Annotated in this window: 12 protein-coding genes; 1 reads left to right on the top strand and 11 read right to left on the bottom strand. The window is 71.3% G+C overall.

The window, feature by feature from the left end:
- Window positions 1-31 precede the first annotated feature (31 nt).
- The 10 genes from tssF to CKO28_RS03760 form a co-directional block, all read right to left on the bottom strand.
- Entirely contained in the window at window positions 32-1,852 is a 1,821-nt protein-coding gene (gene tssF, locus CKO28_RS03805) for a type VI secretion system baseplate subunit TssF (protein ID WP_200339210.1), read from the bottom strand.
- Window positions 1,853-1,896: 44 nt separating this feature from the next.
- Window positions 1,897-2,394 carry a type VI secretion system baseplate subunit TssE gene (gene tssE, locus CKO28_RS03800; protein ID WP_200339209.1) on the bottom strand — a complete coding sequence of 166 codons (498 nt, stop codon included), beginning with the start codon at window positions 2,392-2,394 and terminating at the stop codon, window positions 1,897-1,899.
- 73 nt (window positions 2,395-2,467) lie between these two features.
- Window positions 2,468-2,953 (bottom strand): Hcp family type VI secretion system effector, encoded by a 486-nt coding sequence (locus CKO28_RS03795; RefSeq protein ID WP_200339208.1) that lies wholly within the window; start codon window positions 2,951-2,953, stop codon window positions 2,468-2,470.
- Window positions 2,954-3,093: 140 nt separating this feature from the next.
- Window positions 3,094-4,710 (bottom strand): type VI secretion system contractile sheath large subunit, encoded by a 1,617-nt coding sequence (gene tssC / locus CKO28_RS28230; RefSeq protein WP_274610903.1) that lies wholly within the window; start codon window positions 4,708-4,710, stop codon window positions 3,094-3,096.
- Between the two features lie 109 nt (window positions 4,711-4,819).
- Window positions 4,820-5,413 carry a type VI secretion system contractile sheath small subunit gene (gene tssB, locus CKO28_RS03785; protein WP_200339207.1) on the bottom strand — a complete coding sequence of 198 codons (594 nt, stop codon included), beginning with the start codon at window positions 5,411-5,413 and terminating at the stop codon, window positions 4,820-4,822.
- Between the two features lie 202 nt (window positions 5,414-5,615).
- On the bottom strand, window positions 5,616-6,905 hold the full coding sequence (tssA, locus tag CKO28_RS03780) for a type VI secretion system protein TssA (protein ID WP_200339206.1): 1,290 nt from the start codon (window positions 6,903-6,905) through the stop codon (window positions 5,616-5,618).
- A complete protein-coding gene (locus CKO28_RS03775; RefSeq protein ID WP_200339205.1) occupies window positions 6,902-10,978 on the bottom strand; it encodes a type VI secretion system protein in 4,077 nt (1,358 codons plus the stop codon). The genes tssA and CKO28_RS03775 overlap by 4 nt, the downstream gene beginning before the upstream one ends.
- A gap of 10 nt (window positions 10,979-10,988) precedes the next feature.
- Entirely contained in the window at window positions 10,989-11,930 is a 942-nt protein-coding gene (locus CKO28_RS03770; protein WP_200339204.1) for a DotU family type IV/VI secretion system protein, read from the bottom strand.
- Window positions 11,931-12,114: 184 nt separating this feature from the next.
- A complete protein-coding gene (gene tssK / locus CKO28_RS03765; RefSeq protein WP_200339203.1) occupies window positions 12,115-13,548 on the bottom strand; it encodes a type VI secretion system baseplate subunit TssK in 1,434 nt (477 codons plus the stop codon).
- 121 nt (window positions 13,549-13,669) lie between these two features.
- Complete coding sequence (locus CKO28_RS03760) at window positions 13,670-14,161, bottom strand: hypothetical protein (protein ID WP_200339202.1); 492 nt, start codon at window positions 14,159-14,161, stop codon at window positions 13,670-13,672.
- 184 nt (window positions 14,162-14,345) lie between these two features.
- On the opposite strand from CKO28_RS03760, the gene CKO28_RS03755 reads away from it, so the two are divergent.
- Window positions 14,346-15,416 (top strand): SPOR domain-containing protein, encoded by a 1,071-nt coding sequence (locus CKO28_RS03755; protein WP_200339201.1) that lies wholly within the window; start codon window positions 14,346-14,348, stop codon window positions 15,414-15,416.
- An 87-nt stretch (window positions 15,417-15,503) separates the two neighbouring features.
- Here the strand turns inward: CKO28_RS03755 and CKO28_RS03750 are convergent, their stop codons facing one another.
- Window positions 15,504-16,661: an iron-containing alcohol dehydrogenase gene (locus CKO28_RS03750; protein ID WP_200339200.1), complete on the bottom strand. Its 1,158-nt coding sequence runs from the start codon at window positions 16,659-16,661 to the stop codon at window positions 15,504-15,506.

Genomic DNA, 16,661 nt, shown 5'->3' with positions numbered 1-16,661 from the left:
CCCGCGCCCCCGATCCGGATCGCGATCCGGGTCATAGCAGCGCCCGGTCGCCGGCGCGCGGCGGCCAGCGGGTCCATTCCCGGTCGGTCGCGGCGCGCTTGATCACCAGTTCGGTGAACGAGTTCGCGCTGGCATAGAGGCCGAAGAAGCGTTCCAGCACGCTGGCGAACAGATAGGCGCTGGCGCCGACCCGCTGGAACGCCGCCTCGTCCAGCGTCAGGGTGATCCGCGTGCCGCGGACGAAGCCCCGCCAGGCGTCGAAGCCGATCGGGCGCATCGTGTCCTCGGTCGCCATCGCCGTCAGGCCGTCGATCTGGGCCTGCGTGCCGGCGTGCTGGTGCCCGGCGTAGAGCCGCAGCACCTCCTTGAACGCGGTCAGCCCCTCGGGACCGCCCAGCGACAGGTAGTTCAGCGACAGGTGCGACACCAGCCGCCACAGCGCCTGCCCGGCCAGCGTGGCGGGCGCCTGCGACGTCGGCCGCTGCAGCAGGTGGATGCCGCCGTCGGCGACCGGCATGTCCTGTTCGATGAACAGACGGGTGCCCGCCGGCAACTTCTCCGCCAGGTCGCGGTTGGTGCACAGGGTATAGGCGTAGGCCGACGGCTCGGTGGGATCCTCGGGATCGAAGTCGAGGTCGAGAAACGACAGCAGCATTTCCGTGCCCGGCAGGTCGGCCTGGGTCGCCGGCGCGCGGCGGGCGTACCAGAAGGCCCGCTGGCTGCTCGCCCGCGCGTGGTCGAACGAGAAGAACGGAGTCAGCTCGCGCACCCCGGCTTCCTTGCCGCTCGCCGAACAGACTTTCTGGATCGTGTGGATCTCGGTCACGCGTTCGTAGCGCTTGTCGGGCGACAGGCGGTATTCCAGCTGCTGCGGGCTGATCCGGATCGGGTCGGTGGTCTTGGGAAAGAGGTTGATCACCGGCACGCAGCCGAGCTTGACGGTGGCGGCGTCGACGCGTGTGCGCGCGTCCGGCCGCCGGGCCAGCGGCAGCAGCAGGTCGAGCGTCTGCCCGCAGTCGACCCGCGACAGCCCGACGACGTCGACGTACAGGAACTTCTGCGGGAAGGTGAAATACTCCTGCAGCAGGCGATAGCCCGGATGCCCGTGGCGCGGGCCGGGCAGCAGCGCCTCCGCCTCGGCGAAGCCGGCGGCCTCGACGCCGACCTCGCGGCGCGCGCGCAGATCGCCCTCCGCCGCCATCGCCAGGCCGGCGGTGTCGCCCAGGGTCAAAAGCTCGTGCAGGCGGGCGGCGTTGGCGACGTCGCCGCTCAGGTGGAGGCGCAGCCGGTCGACCTCCAGCGCGTCGAAGCTGTTCTTCGCCAGCGCGCGCAGGCGCACCTGCAGCACGCTCGCCACCTGCGGGACGCGCGCCATCGCCGGGAAGTCGCTGGCCGGACGGAACCCGGCCCAGACCACCTCGATCGGCCACAGCGTCAGGTCGGCGGCGGTGCGCAGGTAGCACACCTCGCCCTGCCGGCCGCGGGCGGTCAGCTGGGTGTGCCGCGGCACGGTAAAGCCGGTGGACTGCTTGACCTTCTTGCCGTCGACCGGGAAGCAGGCGGTCGAGACCGAGGGCACCGGCGCGGCCAGCTGCGGGTACAGGATCTCCAATAGGGCGGAGGGGATCTGCGGGAACTCGCGGTCCAGGTTGTACTGGATCCGGCCGGTCAGAAAGGCCACGCCCTCAAGCAGCCGCTCGACGTGCGGGTCGGGGCTCTCCTCCAGCGCGCCGATTTCCAGCCGTTCCGCCAGGCGCGGATGGCGCCGGGCGAACTCCGCGCCGGACTGGCGCAGGTAGTCCAGTTCCCGCAGATAATACTCGAGCAGCAGGTCCTGGGGATCGTCGCGCATCGGTACGGTGAGCCTCGTCGGACAGGGGTCGCGCGGTGGATGCCTTAGCCGGGTGCGGGATCGGGGTCGCGCGCGGCCACCTGCGCGCCGCCGCCGGTGGCGAGCTCGAAACTCACCGGCTCCCACAGCCGGCCGGCCACCAGGTCGGCGTCGACCCGAACCTCCAGGCGCTGCAGGGTCGGCTGCGCGCGCACCAGCTCGACGCGCACGTTGGCGAGCCGCCGCTCGAACGCGGCAATCGAGTCCACCAGGAACTTGGCGAGCGCGCCGCTCTCGCCCGCGTTGTTCATCATGTAGGGCGTCACCTCGGGCACGCCGTAGTCGATCACCGTGCGCGGCCGCCCGGCCATCTGCGCGAGCGAGCGCGGAGCCCGCGTATCCAACAGCCGCTGCAGCTCGCGCCGGACGGACGCCTTCAGCTGCGCCTTGTCGTAGGTGCGGTAAGGCCGGGCCTCCGGCCGGTCCGGCGTCTTCGGCGCGTCGTCGCACAGACGGTCGAACAACAGCGCGCGGCCGGCCTCGCTGCGCCGGATCCTGGTCATCGCCGGATGGCCCGCCCGTTACCCACGACGCGCCCGCCGGCCGACCGGTGCCGTGGCCCGCACGGGCACGCGATCACTCCGCGGTGTTGGTCTTGATGTTCCAGACGGCCGTGACCGCACCCTTACCTTCCAAGCCCGGGTCCTGCTGCTTGTACTCCCACTGGATCCGGGTGAAGTTCATCGACAGCGTCTCCACCGGCTTGTCGCCGCCGCCGCCGCCGGTGGAGATGTTCGAGATCAGCGTCTCCTCCAGCGTATAGACGATCAGCGGCAGCACCTCGCCGTTGTCGTTGCGGCCGATCGTCAGCGTGACCGTGCCGATGTCGGCGCCGCGCAGCAGGTAGTCGTACAGCTTGGGCGAAGCGGCATCCATGTACTTGGTGACCGAGAACTCCTGCAGCATCGGCTTGCCCGACGTGCGTGCGCTGTTCGACTGGTCGCTGGTGACCTGCATCATCAGGCCGTGGTTGTAGCTCAGCAGTTCGAGCTCCTGCTCATGCCCCTTGAGCAGGCATTCCCCTTTGATGTCCTCGCTGGGCTTCATCAAGATGACGTCCATGCGTCTCGTCCCCTAAAACGCCGGCGACAGGTCTCGGCGGTCGTGTTCGCAGATAATGGCGGTCGGCAGCAGGTCGTCCGGCCCGACCGGCCGCGGCGGCGGTCCCTGCAGCCCGCCGCGGCCGGTCGCAGGTCGGCGGATCAGGCGGCGGGCGGCGGCAGTTCCGCAACCAGACGCATCGACACCGTCAATTCCTCCAGCTGGAAGTGCGGGCGCAGGAACACGGTCGCCTTGTAGCAGCCGGGTTTGCCCGGCTCGTCGACCACGTCGACCCGCGCCTCGCGCAGCGGGTACTTCGCCTTCATCGCCTGCGGGGCGCTGTCATCCAGCAGCACGTAGTTGCTGATCCAGCGGTTCAGGTACTCGGCCACGTTCTGCGCGGTCATGAAGCTGCCGACCTTGTCGCGCATGATCGACTTGATATAGTGCGCGAACCGCGAGGTGCAGAGCATGTAAGGCAGCATCGCCGACAGCCGCGCGTTGGCGTTGGCGAACGCGGTGTCGTAGAGCTTCGGCTTCTGCGTCGAGTGGCCGCCGAAGAACGCCGCCTGGTTGCCGTTCTTGCGGTGCACCAGGGCGATGAAGCCGAGGTCGTTCAGCTCCTTCTCGCGCCGGTCGGTGATCCCGACCTCGGTCGGGCACTTGATCGCGACGTCGCCCTCGTCGGTGGTGCAGAAGTACAGCGGCAGCCCTTCGACCAGGCCGCCGCCTTCGACCCCGCGGATCGCCGCCATCCACTTGTGCAGCGCGAACGCGTTGGTGATCCGCTGTGCGAGCGCGTAGGCGCTGTTGCCCCACAGGAAGTTGTTGTGCTCGGCGACCGCGATCTCCTCGCGCGACATCGCCGCCGCCTGCGCCGCGCGCTGGTCGAGCAGCGCCTGCTTTTCGGGGGTGCGCGGCTCAACCGGCTCGCCGGAGCCGTTGGTCTCCGGCACCGGATTGAAGTGCACCTGCTCCTTATAGACGATGTCCTCGACCGGGTTCTCGATCGGGTCGTAGGGCGCGCGCAGCATGAACCGCGGGGCGGTGAGCACGACATAGCGCGAGTCCTCGCTGTCGCGGAACGCACGCCAGGCGACGTGCTGCAGGCTTTCGAAGATCTTGGCGAGATCGCGCTTCTTGGGCAGCTCCAGCCAGGTCTCGAAGTCGAACAGCCCGGGGCCGGCGGCGGACAGCAGCGGCGCGTGCGCGGCCGCAGCGACGCCGGAGAGCGCCTGCAGCAGCTTCATGTCCGGGGTCGTCTTGTCGAAGTAGTAGTCCACCACGAGACAGCCGTAAGGCGTACCGCCGAACGTGCCGTACTCGCTCTCGTAGACCATCTTGAACAGACCGGACTGGTCGAACTCGATCGCCTTTTCCAGATCGTCGGCCAGGTCCTTCTTGGTGGTGTTGAGCACCCGGAGCTTGAGCATCGTGCCCGTCTCGGTGTTCATCACCAGGAAGTGCAGCCCGCGCCAGGTCGCCTCCAATTCCTGGAACTCCGGCGCGTGCAGGATCTCGTCCATCTGCAGGCCGATCTTCTCGTCGATCTCGGCAATCCGCTGCTCGATCAGCGTGACCACGTCGCGGTCGTCGGCGACGTCGTCGGTCAGCACCTCGGTGGCGAACTCGTCGAGCAGCTGGATCGGATACGACGGCCCTTCGGCCTCCGGCTCCGGCTGCACGCGCATGCGCGGGTTGCTGAGGATCTGGTCCAGCAGGGCGGCCTGCGCGCCCGCGCCGCCGGACGCCTGCCCGGAAGTGTTCTCGTCGGCCATGATCGCTATCCCCTATGCGTCGGCGGCGTCTCGCGCGCCGGCACTGCTTCCCCGTTCGACCGTTCCGGCCGGACCGGCCGCGGTCTGGATCCTCCGATACCCGGCGCGGCTAGCTGTCGCCGCCCTCGCCGCCGGCCTTGCCGCCGCCCTTGGCGCCGCCTGACTTGCCGCCGGACTTGCCACCGGCGCCAGCCGCGGTGACCTGCTTCTGCACGTCGGACTTCAGGCTCTTGCGGCTCTCGGTCTGCTCGACCGCGCTGTTCAGCAGCTTGGCAAGCGGATCGTTGCCGTCGAGCTTGCTCTTCAGGTCCGACAGACGCTGGCGGGATTCCAGCAGTTCCTTGAGCGCGGGCACCTGCTCGACGATCCGGTTGGGCAGGAAGTCGTCGATCGACTCGAACGTGAGCTCGACCGAGGTGGTCTCGCCGTCGCCGGCGAGCCGGTTCGGCACGTTGACCACGCAGCGCGGCTGCGCCTTGTGCATGATGTCGCCGAAGTTGTCGCGGTCGATCTCGGTGAACTTGCGCTCCTTGAGCGGCGGTACACTGTCCGGATCTTCCGGCTGGCCGCTCAGGTTCGCCATGATGCCGACGATGAACGGCAGCTCCTTCATCTCGATCGCGCCGCCGGTTTCCACATCGTAGGTGATGTGCACGCGCGGCTTGCGAACCCGGCCAAGCTTCTCCTGCAAGCTCTCCGACATCGACCAGACCCCTTTTCCGGTTGCCTTGCTGTCCCGTCCGGCGTGGCGCGGCAAACACCCGTTATATCGCGCCGCGCAACGCTAATCCCATCGCGTTCGGCCGATGGCCGTCCGATCCGAATTGCTTAGGCCGAAGTATACGCACAACGCCCACAATCGGAAGCGAAAATGCGTCCCTGCTTTGCACTTATCGGCACTTTTCTCAACGTCCCGGTGATCCGCCGCCGCCAACGCCGGACTCGTCCTGTCCAATGCCGAGCAGACGCATCACTTGCATGAAGTCCATCCCATTGCCGGTCAGCTCCAGAAGCAGCTGGTTCAGATCCAGCCGCCCCCAGTGGATCGCCCGGCGCAGCAGATAGGGCGTTGGGCTGTGCGGTTCGGTGCGTTGCAGGTAGTCGGCGACCTGCGCGATCCGGGCGTAGGCGTCCTCGCGCGAGCGGATCGCCGGCACCGGCGCATCCGGGTCGCCCCCGGTTGCGCCGGTCTGGGCATGCCCCTGGCCACTGGCCTCGGCGCGGTCTGTCATCGCGGTCTCCCTTCCCTGCTGGGCGGCCGGCTCCGGCCCCGGGGTGCCGGCTGGCGCCCCGGCGGGTCCGTCGCCGTGCGGCGCCGGCGTCTCCGGGGCGTCGAGCGGTGCCAGCCCCTTGTCGCGCAGGCACGCCCGATGCATGCCCAGCTGCTCGTTCAGCGCGTCGCGCAGGGCGCCGAAGGTCAGGCCATCGTCGGCGCAGGCGCCGTCGAGCGCATCGGTCAGCGCGTCGAGGGCGGCGAGCGCGTCGCGGCACGTCTGTTCGCAGCTCTGGTAGAACGCGCCGGGAGTCAGCGCGACCGACTTGTCGGCGACCGCGCGGGTAACCGCGCCGGCGGATTCCGCCTGCTTGAACGCCTTCGGGTCGCGCTGCGCGACGCGTTCCAGATGCACCGCCATCTGCAGGTCGGCGAACGTGCAGCACTGCCCGCGCTCGGCCGGCGGGTCGCTGGCCGGCAGCAGGCTCAGCCGCCGCGGCAGCTTCGCCTCCAGCCATTCGAACGGCGCCAGCCGGTCCGACAGGTCGCGCCCCGACGGCTTCGGGTGCGCGCTGTCCCAGTAGCGCGCGACCAGGCCGGTCAGCAGGATCAGCCCGGCCGCCAGCCCGGCGTAGCCGTGCCGGACGGTCAGCGCCTCGCACAGGCGGACCGCGATCTGCAGATCCTTCGACCGGCCGGCCAGCGTGTCGCCGGCGAGCTTGATGATGCCGGCCCAGTCCGCAACCTTAAGCTCGCGTGCCCAGACCCCCTGGGGCAGCCGGGGATCGTCCTCGCGGCGCAGATCGGACAGCTTCTGGAGCACCGGGTCGTCGTCCAGCGCGACGCCTTCCGGCCGCGCCTGCGACACCGGCGCCAGCAGCGCTGCCAGGTCGATCAGCCCGCGCGCGCGCTCGGGCAGCGCCGGGGCCGGCCGGGCGGTAAGCGAGCCATCCGGCGCGGACGTATCGGCGGGCGCGCTCACGAGCGGCGCTCCGGTGGGTTCAGGTCCGGCAGCGCGGACGGGAAGCGCGCGGGCAGCTGGATCGGCGCCGCCTCGCCCGGTGCGGCGTTCGCCGGGAACAGCTGCAGGCGCAGAAAGGCGCGCGCGGTCTCGGCCGCCAGCCCGGCGGTCGGCCGCGGTGTCTCGCCGTCGCGGTTCTCCGGGGGCTGCCTCACCACCGGGACTTCGAACTTGAGCGTGCAGGGCGCCAGATCGGCGTTGCCCGGCAGGTCGGCGGGCGCGCTCTGGTGCGCCTGGATCAGGGCCAGCAAACCCCAGGGCGCCGGGTAGCCGTAGCCGATCTCCGGCAGGTCGAGGGTCGGCCCGCCGGCCGCGTCGATCGGCTGGCGCGGAGCGTCTGCCGCCCAGTGCAGCGTCAGGCGGGCGTCCTGTCCGGCACGCCAGGTCGCGCTGCGTTCCGCGCCCAGGCTGGACAGCACCTGCGGCCCGATCTGCAGGCGCCATTCCAGGACATTGTAGGCCAATGCCTCGCGCTCGGTGTTGACCCGGAAGGCGACCTGTACCTGCGCGGCCTGCGGCGTTCCCGCACCGGTAATGTCGAGCAGCGGGTCGATGACCGCGCGCATGCGGGCCAGGTCCTGCAGGAAGCCGATCGCCCGGCCGCGGCGGGTCGACCGGTCGGCGCGCAGCGTCTCCAGCCCGCCGGCCATCGTGCCGACCGCCCGGTCGAAGGTCTGGAAGAAGCCGCGCACCACCGCCGGGTCGAGGACGTTCGCCGGCCGGCCGTCGACCGGCGGCGCGGCGAAAGGATACTGCCCGGCGAGCGGCCGGAAAGCGGAGGCGACCTCGGCGTAGACGTCGAACAGGCGGTCGTCGATGTGCTGGGTGCAGGCGCTGTAGCTGGCGCGCTGCAATGCGTCCAGGCGGCTGGTGACCAGCCCGTCGTCGAACCCGCTGGGCGGCCCGCCGGTCAGCACCTCGCCGCAGGTGTCGGCGGTCAGCGCCGTCATCGTGGTCCGGACGTAGGCCTCGATCTGCTGGATCGCGTTATCCGGGACCTGCCCGTCGTACCGGTCGATCGCCGCGACCGCTTCCCGCCAGCGCGCGATCGTCGCGCCCAGCCCCGGTGCCGGGCGCGGCAGTGCCTCCAGGAAGTCGACCAGCGGCTCGGCGTAGCCTTTCGCCAGCAGGCGCAGCCGCCGGCGCTGCTGGGCGAGGTAGATGTCCAGGCCGTTGTCGCCCGCGACGCCGAACAGGGCGTAGGCAAGCGGCGTCCGCCCGTCCCAGCCGCCCACGCCGCCGACCGCGTAGAGCGGCCCTTCGCGCGCCAGCAGGGCATCCACCGCCTTCAGCAGATGCTCGGTCTGCGACACCACGGCACCGCGCAGGGCCGGCCGCGCCGCCTCGAACCCGCGCTCGCCGAACAGCGCCATCAGCCGGCGCAGCGCTTCCGAGGCCTGGGCGAAGTTGCGCACCTCCCGCTCGATCGCGTTCGCGCCGTCGGGCCCGAACAGATCGCTACCGCGCACCTCCACCGTCTGTGCCTGGGCGGCCGCGCTCAGCATCGACCGCTCGGCGGTCGCGGCGGCGATCTCGCGCACCCGGGCGCCGACCGAGACCGGCACGTCCGGGTAAGCCTTGGCGGCGAAGGTTTCGTAACCCCGGAACAGGTCGGCCGCGCGGGCGAGCAGTTCCGGATTCCAGAGCACCCGCTGGCCCGCGTCGACCTGCGTCACCAGCCGGGGCCGGTCCGGCCCGGCCGGCAGTTCCCGACGGACGAGATCCTCCAACATGCCGCCAAGGGCGGTCAGGCGGGGCGCGATCTCGAACGTCTCGTCCTCGTGCACCAGATAGGGCGCCAACGGCGAGCGGGCGTAGCGGTGGAACAGCTGGCGGCGGTACTCGTCCAGCGCCGCCAGCCCCTCCTGCCGGATCGTGTCGCGCAGCCGGGCGCCCAGCACGCCGGTCGCGGCAACCGTCTCGATCGCGGTGTTGTAGGCGTCGCCGAAGTCCGGCGCCTGCTCGGCCAGCCAGACGTAGGCCGGATCCCCCAGATCCCGGCGCAGGACGCCCAACGCGTCCAGGTAATGGCGCGGCGCGGCGATCGCGGCGTCGCTGTCGCGCTCGCCCTGCAAAAGGTCGGCGAGCGCGTCATCCAGCGCGTCCAGCTGCGGCACCAGCGGCTGGGCGGCGAACAGCTGGCGGTGGACCGTCCGTGCGGCCTGGCGGACGCGCGCGCGCAACGCATCGCCGTAACGCGCCTCGAGCTCGAACGGTGAGCCCTCCGCCTCCGCCAGCGCCTCGGCCAGGACCTGCCCGCGGTCCAGGTGCACGACCGTATCGGCGCGCTCGAAGAGATCCCCGACCAGTGCCCGGAAGTCCTGCAGGCTGCTTTGCCGCGGCTGGCGCAGACGGTCGTAACGCTGCGCGTTCACGTTCAGGTTCTCGACCCGTGCGAGCGTTTGCTGGAACTGCCTGAACGCCGGCAGCGCGGCGATCCGGGAGAAGGTGCCCGGGGCGGGGTCCGGCGTCGGCGGGCTGGCGGCAAGCCGCTCGGCCTCGCGCTGCAGCTCCAGCAGCGCCGCGTCGAGCACGATCGTCTGCGTCGCCGTGGACAGGAACGCGGTCGTGCGCACGTCGAGGTCGGACAGCCAGGCAGCCGGCAGCAGCCAGGAGGTCAGCGCCCCGCTGTCGGCGATCGAGAAGGCGTCCAGCAGCGCCTCCGCGTCGTCGCGCTGAAAGCGGCTCGGCTCCGCGCCGCCGGCGATCGCCTGGTCCTTCATCGACACGACGACGGAGTCCAGGGCCGCGCCCAGCCGATTGCCGTCCTGCCGCAGCCCGTGCGCCGACGCGAGCAGGCCCACACCGGCGAGCGCGACGGCCGCCAGACTGGCGACCTGCAAGCTGCGCTGCGCCCGGTTGCGCGCCAGAAACGACACCCGCGCCGGCTGCGCCAGCCCGGTTTCCGCGAACAGGCGATGCGCCAGCAGATCGTGCACGAACGCCGGGACGGCCGTCGGCGCATCCGACGCCGCTTGCGCTTCAGGGCCGGCTTTTGCCGGCGCGCCGGTCAGGTAGAGGCCGCGGAGCACGAACGCCTCGTGGTAGACGCTCGGCTTCAGCAAGCCGTCGACCATCCGCGCCACCCCCGCCTCGAGCGTCTGCAGCGCTTGCGGGAAGCGGAACAGATCGCCGATCGCGTCGTCGTCGACGGCTTCCGCCATGATGCGCAGTCGGGCGCGGGCCAACTCCTGGTTGACGTGCTGGAAGGCTTGCCGGATCCAGTCGGCGCCGTAGGGCTGTTCGCCGCCATAGGGGCTGGACCAGCCGAGCAGCTGCCGGCGGCGTTCCGGCCCCACCGCCTCAGCGAAACCGGCGAAGCCCGGGATCGCGTCCGCTTGGGTGATCGCCAGGTAGATCGGCAGACGGATCTCCAGTTGGCGCTGCAGATCGGCCAGCTGGCGGTACAGCGTCTCCGCCTTGCGCTCCACCGCCCCCTCGCTCAGCCGGTCCGGGCCGACGAAATCGCCGGCCGGCAGGGTCAGCAGGATGGCGTCGGCGGGCCGCGCGGGGCGCGCGCCCTGCAACAGCAGCAGCAGGCGGCGCCAGCGCGCCCGATCGTCGCGGCCGCGGTCGGCGGCGGCGAACAGCCGGCCGCGCACGTCCAGGACTGCCCCGGTGTCGAACAGCCACCAGGCGGCGTCGCACGCCTCGCCGTCCAGGTCGCCGGTCTCCGGGATCACATCGGCCGGCAAGCCCTGCGCGCGGGCGGCGGACAACAGCGCGCTCTTGCCCGACCCGGGCGCGCCCAGCAGCAGCACCCAGGGCGTGCGGTAGCGGTACTCCGACCGGCGGGTGCCGCGGTCCATCAGCTGCATGGCAAGCCGGAACACCTGCTGGAGCCGCCGGCCGCCGCTCTCGGCACGCTCCTGCTCGGCCTCCCGTTCGGGTTCCGGCGCCGGCTCCTCATCGGCCTTGGGGGCAGCTTGCCGGGCGAGCAGGACCACGATGACGAACACCAGCAGCGCCAGCAGCAGCAACCCGACCGCGAGGTACGGAAGCCAGCCGCCGAACAGGGTCAGGAAGGTGTCCATCGCGGCCGGGCTACCGGTTCGCGCCGGCGGCGCGCGCGCCGTCGTCGACGAACCGCCACCACTCCGCCAGTTCCGCCTCGACCGGCTGGGTGGTGACGCTCCAGATGCCTTGCCCGATCAGCAGATAGGCGACGATCACCGCCGCCAGCACGGCCGTCCAGCGGCGGAGACCGGGCAGACGGCCAGGCACGCCGGCCTCCAGCGGCGGCGCCTGGCGCACCAGCGGCGCGTCGGCCTCGCCAAGGCCTGGATCGTTCAGGCAGGCGATCTGGAACAGCTGGCGGCGGCGTTCGACGATCGGATCCGTCCGGACGGCGTCCTCCGCCGATCCGCGCCCCGCCGTGTCGATCCCGGACCTGTCGGACACGAACGCGTCGGCCGGGGACGTGTCGGGCGGGGGCGTGTCGGGCCGGGACGTGTCGGGCGGATCGCCGTGGCGGTAGCGGCCCTGGAAGCCCAGCGCGAGCACGGTCAGGTAGACGCCCGCCAGCTCGCTGGACGCCGGATCCGGCTGTGCGCGCAAGGCGTCGATCCGCTCGAACACGCGATCGCCGGCGGCCTCCGTCCCGAACCGCGCGCGCTCCAGCAGATATTCGCGCCACAGGTCGGCGCCGCGCCACGCCACCCGATGCAGCAGCAGTTCGTCGGCGAGTGCGCAGAGGGCGTAGTCGGCTTCGGCGAAATAGAGGCCGCTGCCGGTTTCCCGCAGGCTATGGGCATAGCTGTCGAGCAGCGCCGACAAGCGCCGCTGCACCCGGTCGGCCTGGACCCGCGGGTTGTCGGCCTGCGCTGCGAGGGCGTCCGCGACCGCCGCGGTCAACGGCTCGCCGCGGCGGGTCAGTTCGTCTTCCAGGCGGATCAGCTCGCCGACGAACGCGCGGGTACAGGCGCGCAGCTCGCCGCCATCCCCGGCCCGGCTACCCGCCCCCTCGTCCCCAGTCCAACGGCGCATGCTTGATCCGCCCTGCCTGTCCGACCGCGTGTCCGACGCGAATGCGCCGACACCCCGGAAAGTTATCCTGGATTATGACCCAGACGGGTACCGCCCCACAATCAGGACTCGTTCTTTTGGGACGGCCTTTTTACTTTCCGTCGTCTCGGATTACGTCCGACAGGCGAATTCGCGAGCGCCCGCCTCACGGCTCCGGTGCCGGCTGCGCGTCGCCGCCGCCGTTGGCGGCCGGCACGCCGGCAGTGTCGTCCGCCACCTGCGCGGGCACATAGAGCTCGATCTCGGAGATCAGCTCGCCCGCCGTCACGCCGGCGATCACCAGCACGCTGTCGGCCGGAACCAGCGCCGGGTCCGCGGTGACCTCGAACACCAGCGTGCCCGCCAGCGGCAGCAAATCGTAACTCTCCGGCTGCTGCACCAGCTGGCGCTGGGCGCCCAGCACGCGCCGGCGCTTCAGGTCGTCCAGCCGCTCATAGGTCGCGATCCGGGTGTTGCGCATCCAGGTCACCACCGCCTCCGGCGTCGCCGTCGCATTCGGTCGGGCGCCGACCAGCAGCTTGGGAACCGTGCCCGCGCGGGCCGCCTGCAGCCAGCTGCCGGGGATCCGCAGGTAGAAGCTGCCGGACACCGGGTCGGCATGGAACCGGCGCACGACGTAGCGCGCCGACACGGCGGCCAGCTGCCGGTGCAGCGCATCCGCCAGCGCCCGGAAGCTCGCCATCGGGTCCGTGTGCCGGTAGCCCAGCGGCAGTTCTTCCGGCGGCTGACCGGTCAGCGCCGTCATCGCGCCCTGCGCCCGGGTCAGCTCCAGATAGACCTCGAAGGGATGCGCGCCCGCGTCGATCAACGCGCGCACGGTCGGCAGACAGGACGAGATCGCCCGGACTTGGTCGCGCGTGTCGCGCTGGATGGCGGCGTTGTTGCGCGCCTGATCGCTGCGCCCCATCGCGGCCAGCGCCTTCGCCTTGCCCAGCATCTGCTCGCACAGCTCCTGCACCAGGCGGGTCAGCGCGGCCGACTGGGCGATCGACAGGCGCGGCGGATCGAAGCTGGGATCGGCGGCGACCTCGCTCGCCTCAGCGCTCAGGCGGATCAGCGGCAGGTGGACGAACGTCCCTTCCAGCGCGTCCTCGTGGGTCAGCTGCAGGTTGGGGCGCAGGCGCGGGATCGGCACCTCGTCGGCCCCGGTGTTGTCGTCGCGCTCGGCCGCGCCCATCACCGACCGGTAGCGCCCGGCGACGCTGTCCGGGGCGGCGTCGGCGCTGCGGTAGCGCGGCACCGAGAGATAGACCGTGACCGGCCGGTCGGGCCCCGGCGCGACCGTGATCTCCAGGGGATGGTGGCGGGTTTCCGGCAGCGGGTGCTGGACGGTCAGGCCGTCCGGCATCACCGCCTCCAGCTGGCGGACGATCACCCGGCCACTCTTCAGCGCCTCGCCGTCCACGCTGACCTCTCGGATGCCCCAGGCGTAGCGGGACACCGCGTCCAGGCGGTAGGCGACCAGCGCTTCCTGCTGGCGGGCGTGCTGCTGGAAATGCTGCGGCGACAGCAGCATGCCCTCGTACCACTGCACCGGCTCGGGCGGTGCTTGGACGTCGCGGTTGGAATCGTCGGCCATCGGCGGGTTCGGGCTCCAGCAGGGGTCTCAGGCCAAGATCGCGGAAGGGTGACTCAGTCTCCGCGCCACTCTTGTACGCTCACGAAAAAGGTGGGACCGCGGGGACGGCGGCGCGCGCGGATCATTCGTCCAGGTCCGCCAGCCGGAAGCCGTCGGCTTCCAGCGTCACCAGCACCTCGTCGTAGGCATCCAGGCGGGCGCGGTGCACGCCGTCGGCGCGGTAATTGACGAACAGGAAGGCCGCGCGCGCGTCGCCGGCATCGTCCGGCAGCGGCTTCGACGGCGCCCGCTGGCCGGGCGCCAGTTCCCAGCGCACCGTGTCGAACTGTTTCGGGAAGGTGTTGGCGAGATCGCGGCGGGCGCCGAAGTACGCCGAGGCGGTCAGCTCCGACAGCTCGCTCTCCAGCGCCGAGGAATACACCAGCACCAGTTCCGCAGCGAGCGCGGTGTTGTCGTTGATGCCCGGCTGGACGACGAATTCCACCCGTTCGGTATCGATCGTCGGCCGCCCGAGGGAAAACGGGTTGCAGGCCGCCAGGAAGAAGCCGATCGACAGCACGGCGATCCCGGCGGACCGGCTACGACGGCAGTGCTCGGCGCCGTGTTTCGCCACCTGTCCGACCCCCTGCGCCGTCCCCAAGCATCGACCCCCGCCCACGAGGTGGGCCGGCACCGACAACCGTTGCGATGTGGTCGGGACGACGTATTATAGTTCTTCTTCTATGCATCCACCGGCCGCGCATCGCAAGCGCGAATCCGCGCGGACGCGCTTAACCGCCAGCGCACGGGGACGACAGATGACAGCTCAGCGGCTGCCGCGTTCGACCGGGCGAGCCGCGGCCAACTCGGCGGCCGGCGGCGGGCGCACGGCGCTGGCGCGCGGCCCGGGTCGCCGCCGCGTCCCGCCGGTCAGCTGGGCGTTGGTATTCGCCGGCCTGCTCGCCGGCGGCGCGCTGTCGTTCGGCGCCGGCCTGATCACCGGAAGCCAGATGACCACGGTCGCCTACCGCGGCGCGTTGCCGGACGGCCCAGCCGGGGTCGACCGCGCCGGCCAGCGTACCGAAGCCGGGGCGAGCCGCGCCGCTTTAAGCGCGCGCGGCGTGGCCGCGATCGTGCAGACGCCGGCGGCCGTCGCGTCGGATGCGGCGCGTTCGGCCGGCAGGCAAACCGGCCAGCCGTCGCCGCTGGCGCCGCCGGGAACCGCGTCGGCCGATGCGTCTTCCCTGGTCAGCCTGCCGCAACGCAACCGCTGGCAGACGGCCGCGCGACCGGCGCCCGAACCGCCGCGTTCGTCGCCCAATGCGAGCGCGGGGGCCGCGTTGGCCCCGCCGCCGCCCCCACCCAAGCCGGAAGGCGGCGCGCCGCAGCGCTTGACGCCGATGCCCGGCGCCGACGGACGCGACACGCCGGGCGGGGATGCGGCCCGGAAGCTCGACTCCGCGCCGGGGCGCGCACCGATCTGGCGGATCGCAGCAGCCAGCGACGGGCCCGGCGCGCTTGGCGGATGGGACACGCCGGCGGCCGGACTGGCACCGTCCGCCCACTGGCAGGCCAAGGCGACGACCGACAGGGCCGCCGCGCCGGTCACGGCCTCGTCCGTCACCTCGGCGATCGCGGCCGCGGCACCCCCGCCGGCCGGTCGGTACAGCGTCCAGGTCGGGGCGTTCCGCCACCCGGCCAACGCGCTGAAGCGGGCGGCGCGGCTGTCGGACGCGGGCTACGCCGCGCGGATCGTCCACGCCCAGGCGACGCAGAGCCGGCTGTTCATGGTCCGGCTCGGCGCGTTCGCCGACCGGCCAGCCGCCAGCACGTTCGCCCGGCGGCTCGCGCAACAGCTCGACATCGAGACTTGGCCGGTCGCCAACTAGAGCAAAATCGATGATCTCAGCGTTGGCCAATCAGCGTGTCGGAAAAGCGCAAAATTACTGTAAGGTCAAATCCCTAAAGGGCACCCTTCAGACGCATGCGTCGAGCAGCTGCTTGACGTTGCCGACCGTCAGCTTGACCGGGTTGCCGCCGGCGCTGGGGTCCTCGACCGCCATCGCGGCGATCTCGTCGAAGCGGTCGCGGCCGACGCCGAGCGCGCCCAGCTTGTCGGGCACGCCGAGCTCGCGGCGGAACCTCACGACGAACTCGTAAAAGCCCTCGAAGCCGCCATCGATCCCCAGGTAGTTCGCCGCCAGCGCCAGCTTGTCCGCGATCTCGGCCCGGTTGAACTGCAGCACCGCGGGCATCACCACGGCATTGGTCGTGCCATGGTGGGTGTCGTAGATCGCGCCCACCGGGTGGCTGATCGAATGGATCGCCCCCAGTCCCTTCTGGAAGGCGACCGCGCCCATCGCCGCGGCGCTCATCATGTGCGCCCGGGCGTCGACATCGTTCGGGTCGGCGACCACCCTGGGCAGGTTGTCCTTGACCAGCCGCAGACCCTCCAGCGCGATGCCCTGGCTCATCGGGTGATAGTGCGGCGAGCAGTAGGCCTCGAGGCAATGCGCGAACGCGTCCATGCCGGTGCCGACCGTGATCTTGGGCGGCATGCCGCAGGTCAGCTCCGGATCGCAGATCACCACGCTGGGCAGCACCTTCGGGTGGAAGATGATCTTCTTCACGTGGGTTGCGGAGTTGGTCAGCACGCCCGCCCGGCCGACCTCCGAGCCCGTACCGGCGGTGGTCGGCACGGCGACGTTGGGATGGATCGCGTCCCAGTCGGCGCGCTTCCACCAATCGCCGATGTCCTCGAAATCCCAGACCGGGCGCGTCTGGTCGGCCATGAAGGCGACCAGCTTGCCCAGATCCAGACCGGATCCGCCGCCGAACGCGACCACGCCATCGTGCCCGCCGGCCTTGAACGCGGCGATACCGGCCTTGAGATCGTGCTCGTTCGGGTTCGGCCGAACGTCGGCGAAGATCGCGCGGCCGAAACCGCCCGCCTCCAGCAGGTCGAGCGCACGCTGGGTGATCGGGTTGTCCCGAAGCCCGCCGTCGGTCACCAGCAGCGGCTTCTCGATCCCGGCGGCCCGGCAGGCGTCCGCCAGCTCCTGAATGCGCCCGGCGCCGAAGCGGATGTTGGCGGGATAGCTCCAGTTGCCGATCAGCGGCCCGTGTGACGACAT

It is taken from the genome of Rhodovibrio sodomensis (genome assembly GCF_016583645.1).
In the GTDB taxonomy this organism is placed as follows: Bacteria; Pseudomonadota; Alphaproteobacteria; order Kiloniellales; family Rhodovibrionaceae; genus Rhodovibrio; species Rhodovibrio sodomensis.
Note: the sequence above shows the minus strand (reverse complement) of the source record. Positions and strands in the feature narration are given on the sequence as shown.

Excerpts from the sequence above, each read along its gene's own strand:
- tssF (WP_200339210.1), bottom strand. The coding sequence starts at position 1,852 with ATGCGCGACGATCCCCAGGACCTGCTGCTCGAGTATTATCTGCGGGAA.
- tssE (WP_200339209.1), bottom strand. The coding sequence starts at position 2,394 with ATGACCAGGATCCGGCGCAGCGAGGCCGGCCGCGCGCTGTTGTTCGAC.
- CKO28_RS03795 (WP_200339208.1), bottom strand. The coding sequence starts at position 2,953 with ATGGACGTCATCTTGATGAAGCCCAGCGAGGACATCAAAGGGGAATGC.
- tssC (WP_274610903.1), bottom strand. The coding sequence starts at position 4,710 with ATGGCCGACGAGAACACTTCCGGGCAGGCGTCCGGCGGCGCGGGCGCG.
- tssB (WP_200339207.1), bottom strand. The coding sequence starts at position 5,413 with ATGTCGGAGAGCTTGCAGGAGAAGCTTGGCCGGGTTCGCAAGCCGCGC.
- CKO28_RS03775 (WP_200339205.1), bottom strand. The coding sequence starts at position 10,978 with ATGGACACCTTCCTGACCCTGTTCGGCGGCTGGCTTCCGTACCTCGCG.
- CKO28_RS03770 (WP_200339204.1), bottom strand. The coding sequence starts at position 11,930 with ATGCGCCGTTGGACTGGGGACGAGGGGGCGGGTAGCCGGGCCGGGGAT.
- tssK (WP_200339203.1), bottom strand. The coding sequence starts at position 13,548 with ATGGCCGACGATTCCAACCGCGACGTCCAAGCACCGCCCGAGCCGGTG.
- CKO28_RS03755 (WP_200339201.1), top strand. The coding sequence starts at position 14,346 with ATGACAGCTCAGCGGCTGCCGCGTTCGACCGGGCGAGCCGCGGCCAAC.
- CKO28_RS03750 (WP_200339200.1), bottom strand. The coding sequence starts at position 16,661 with ATGTCGTCACACGGGCCGCTGATCGGCAACTGGAGCTATCCCGCCAAC.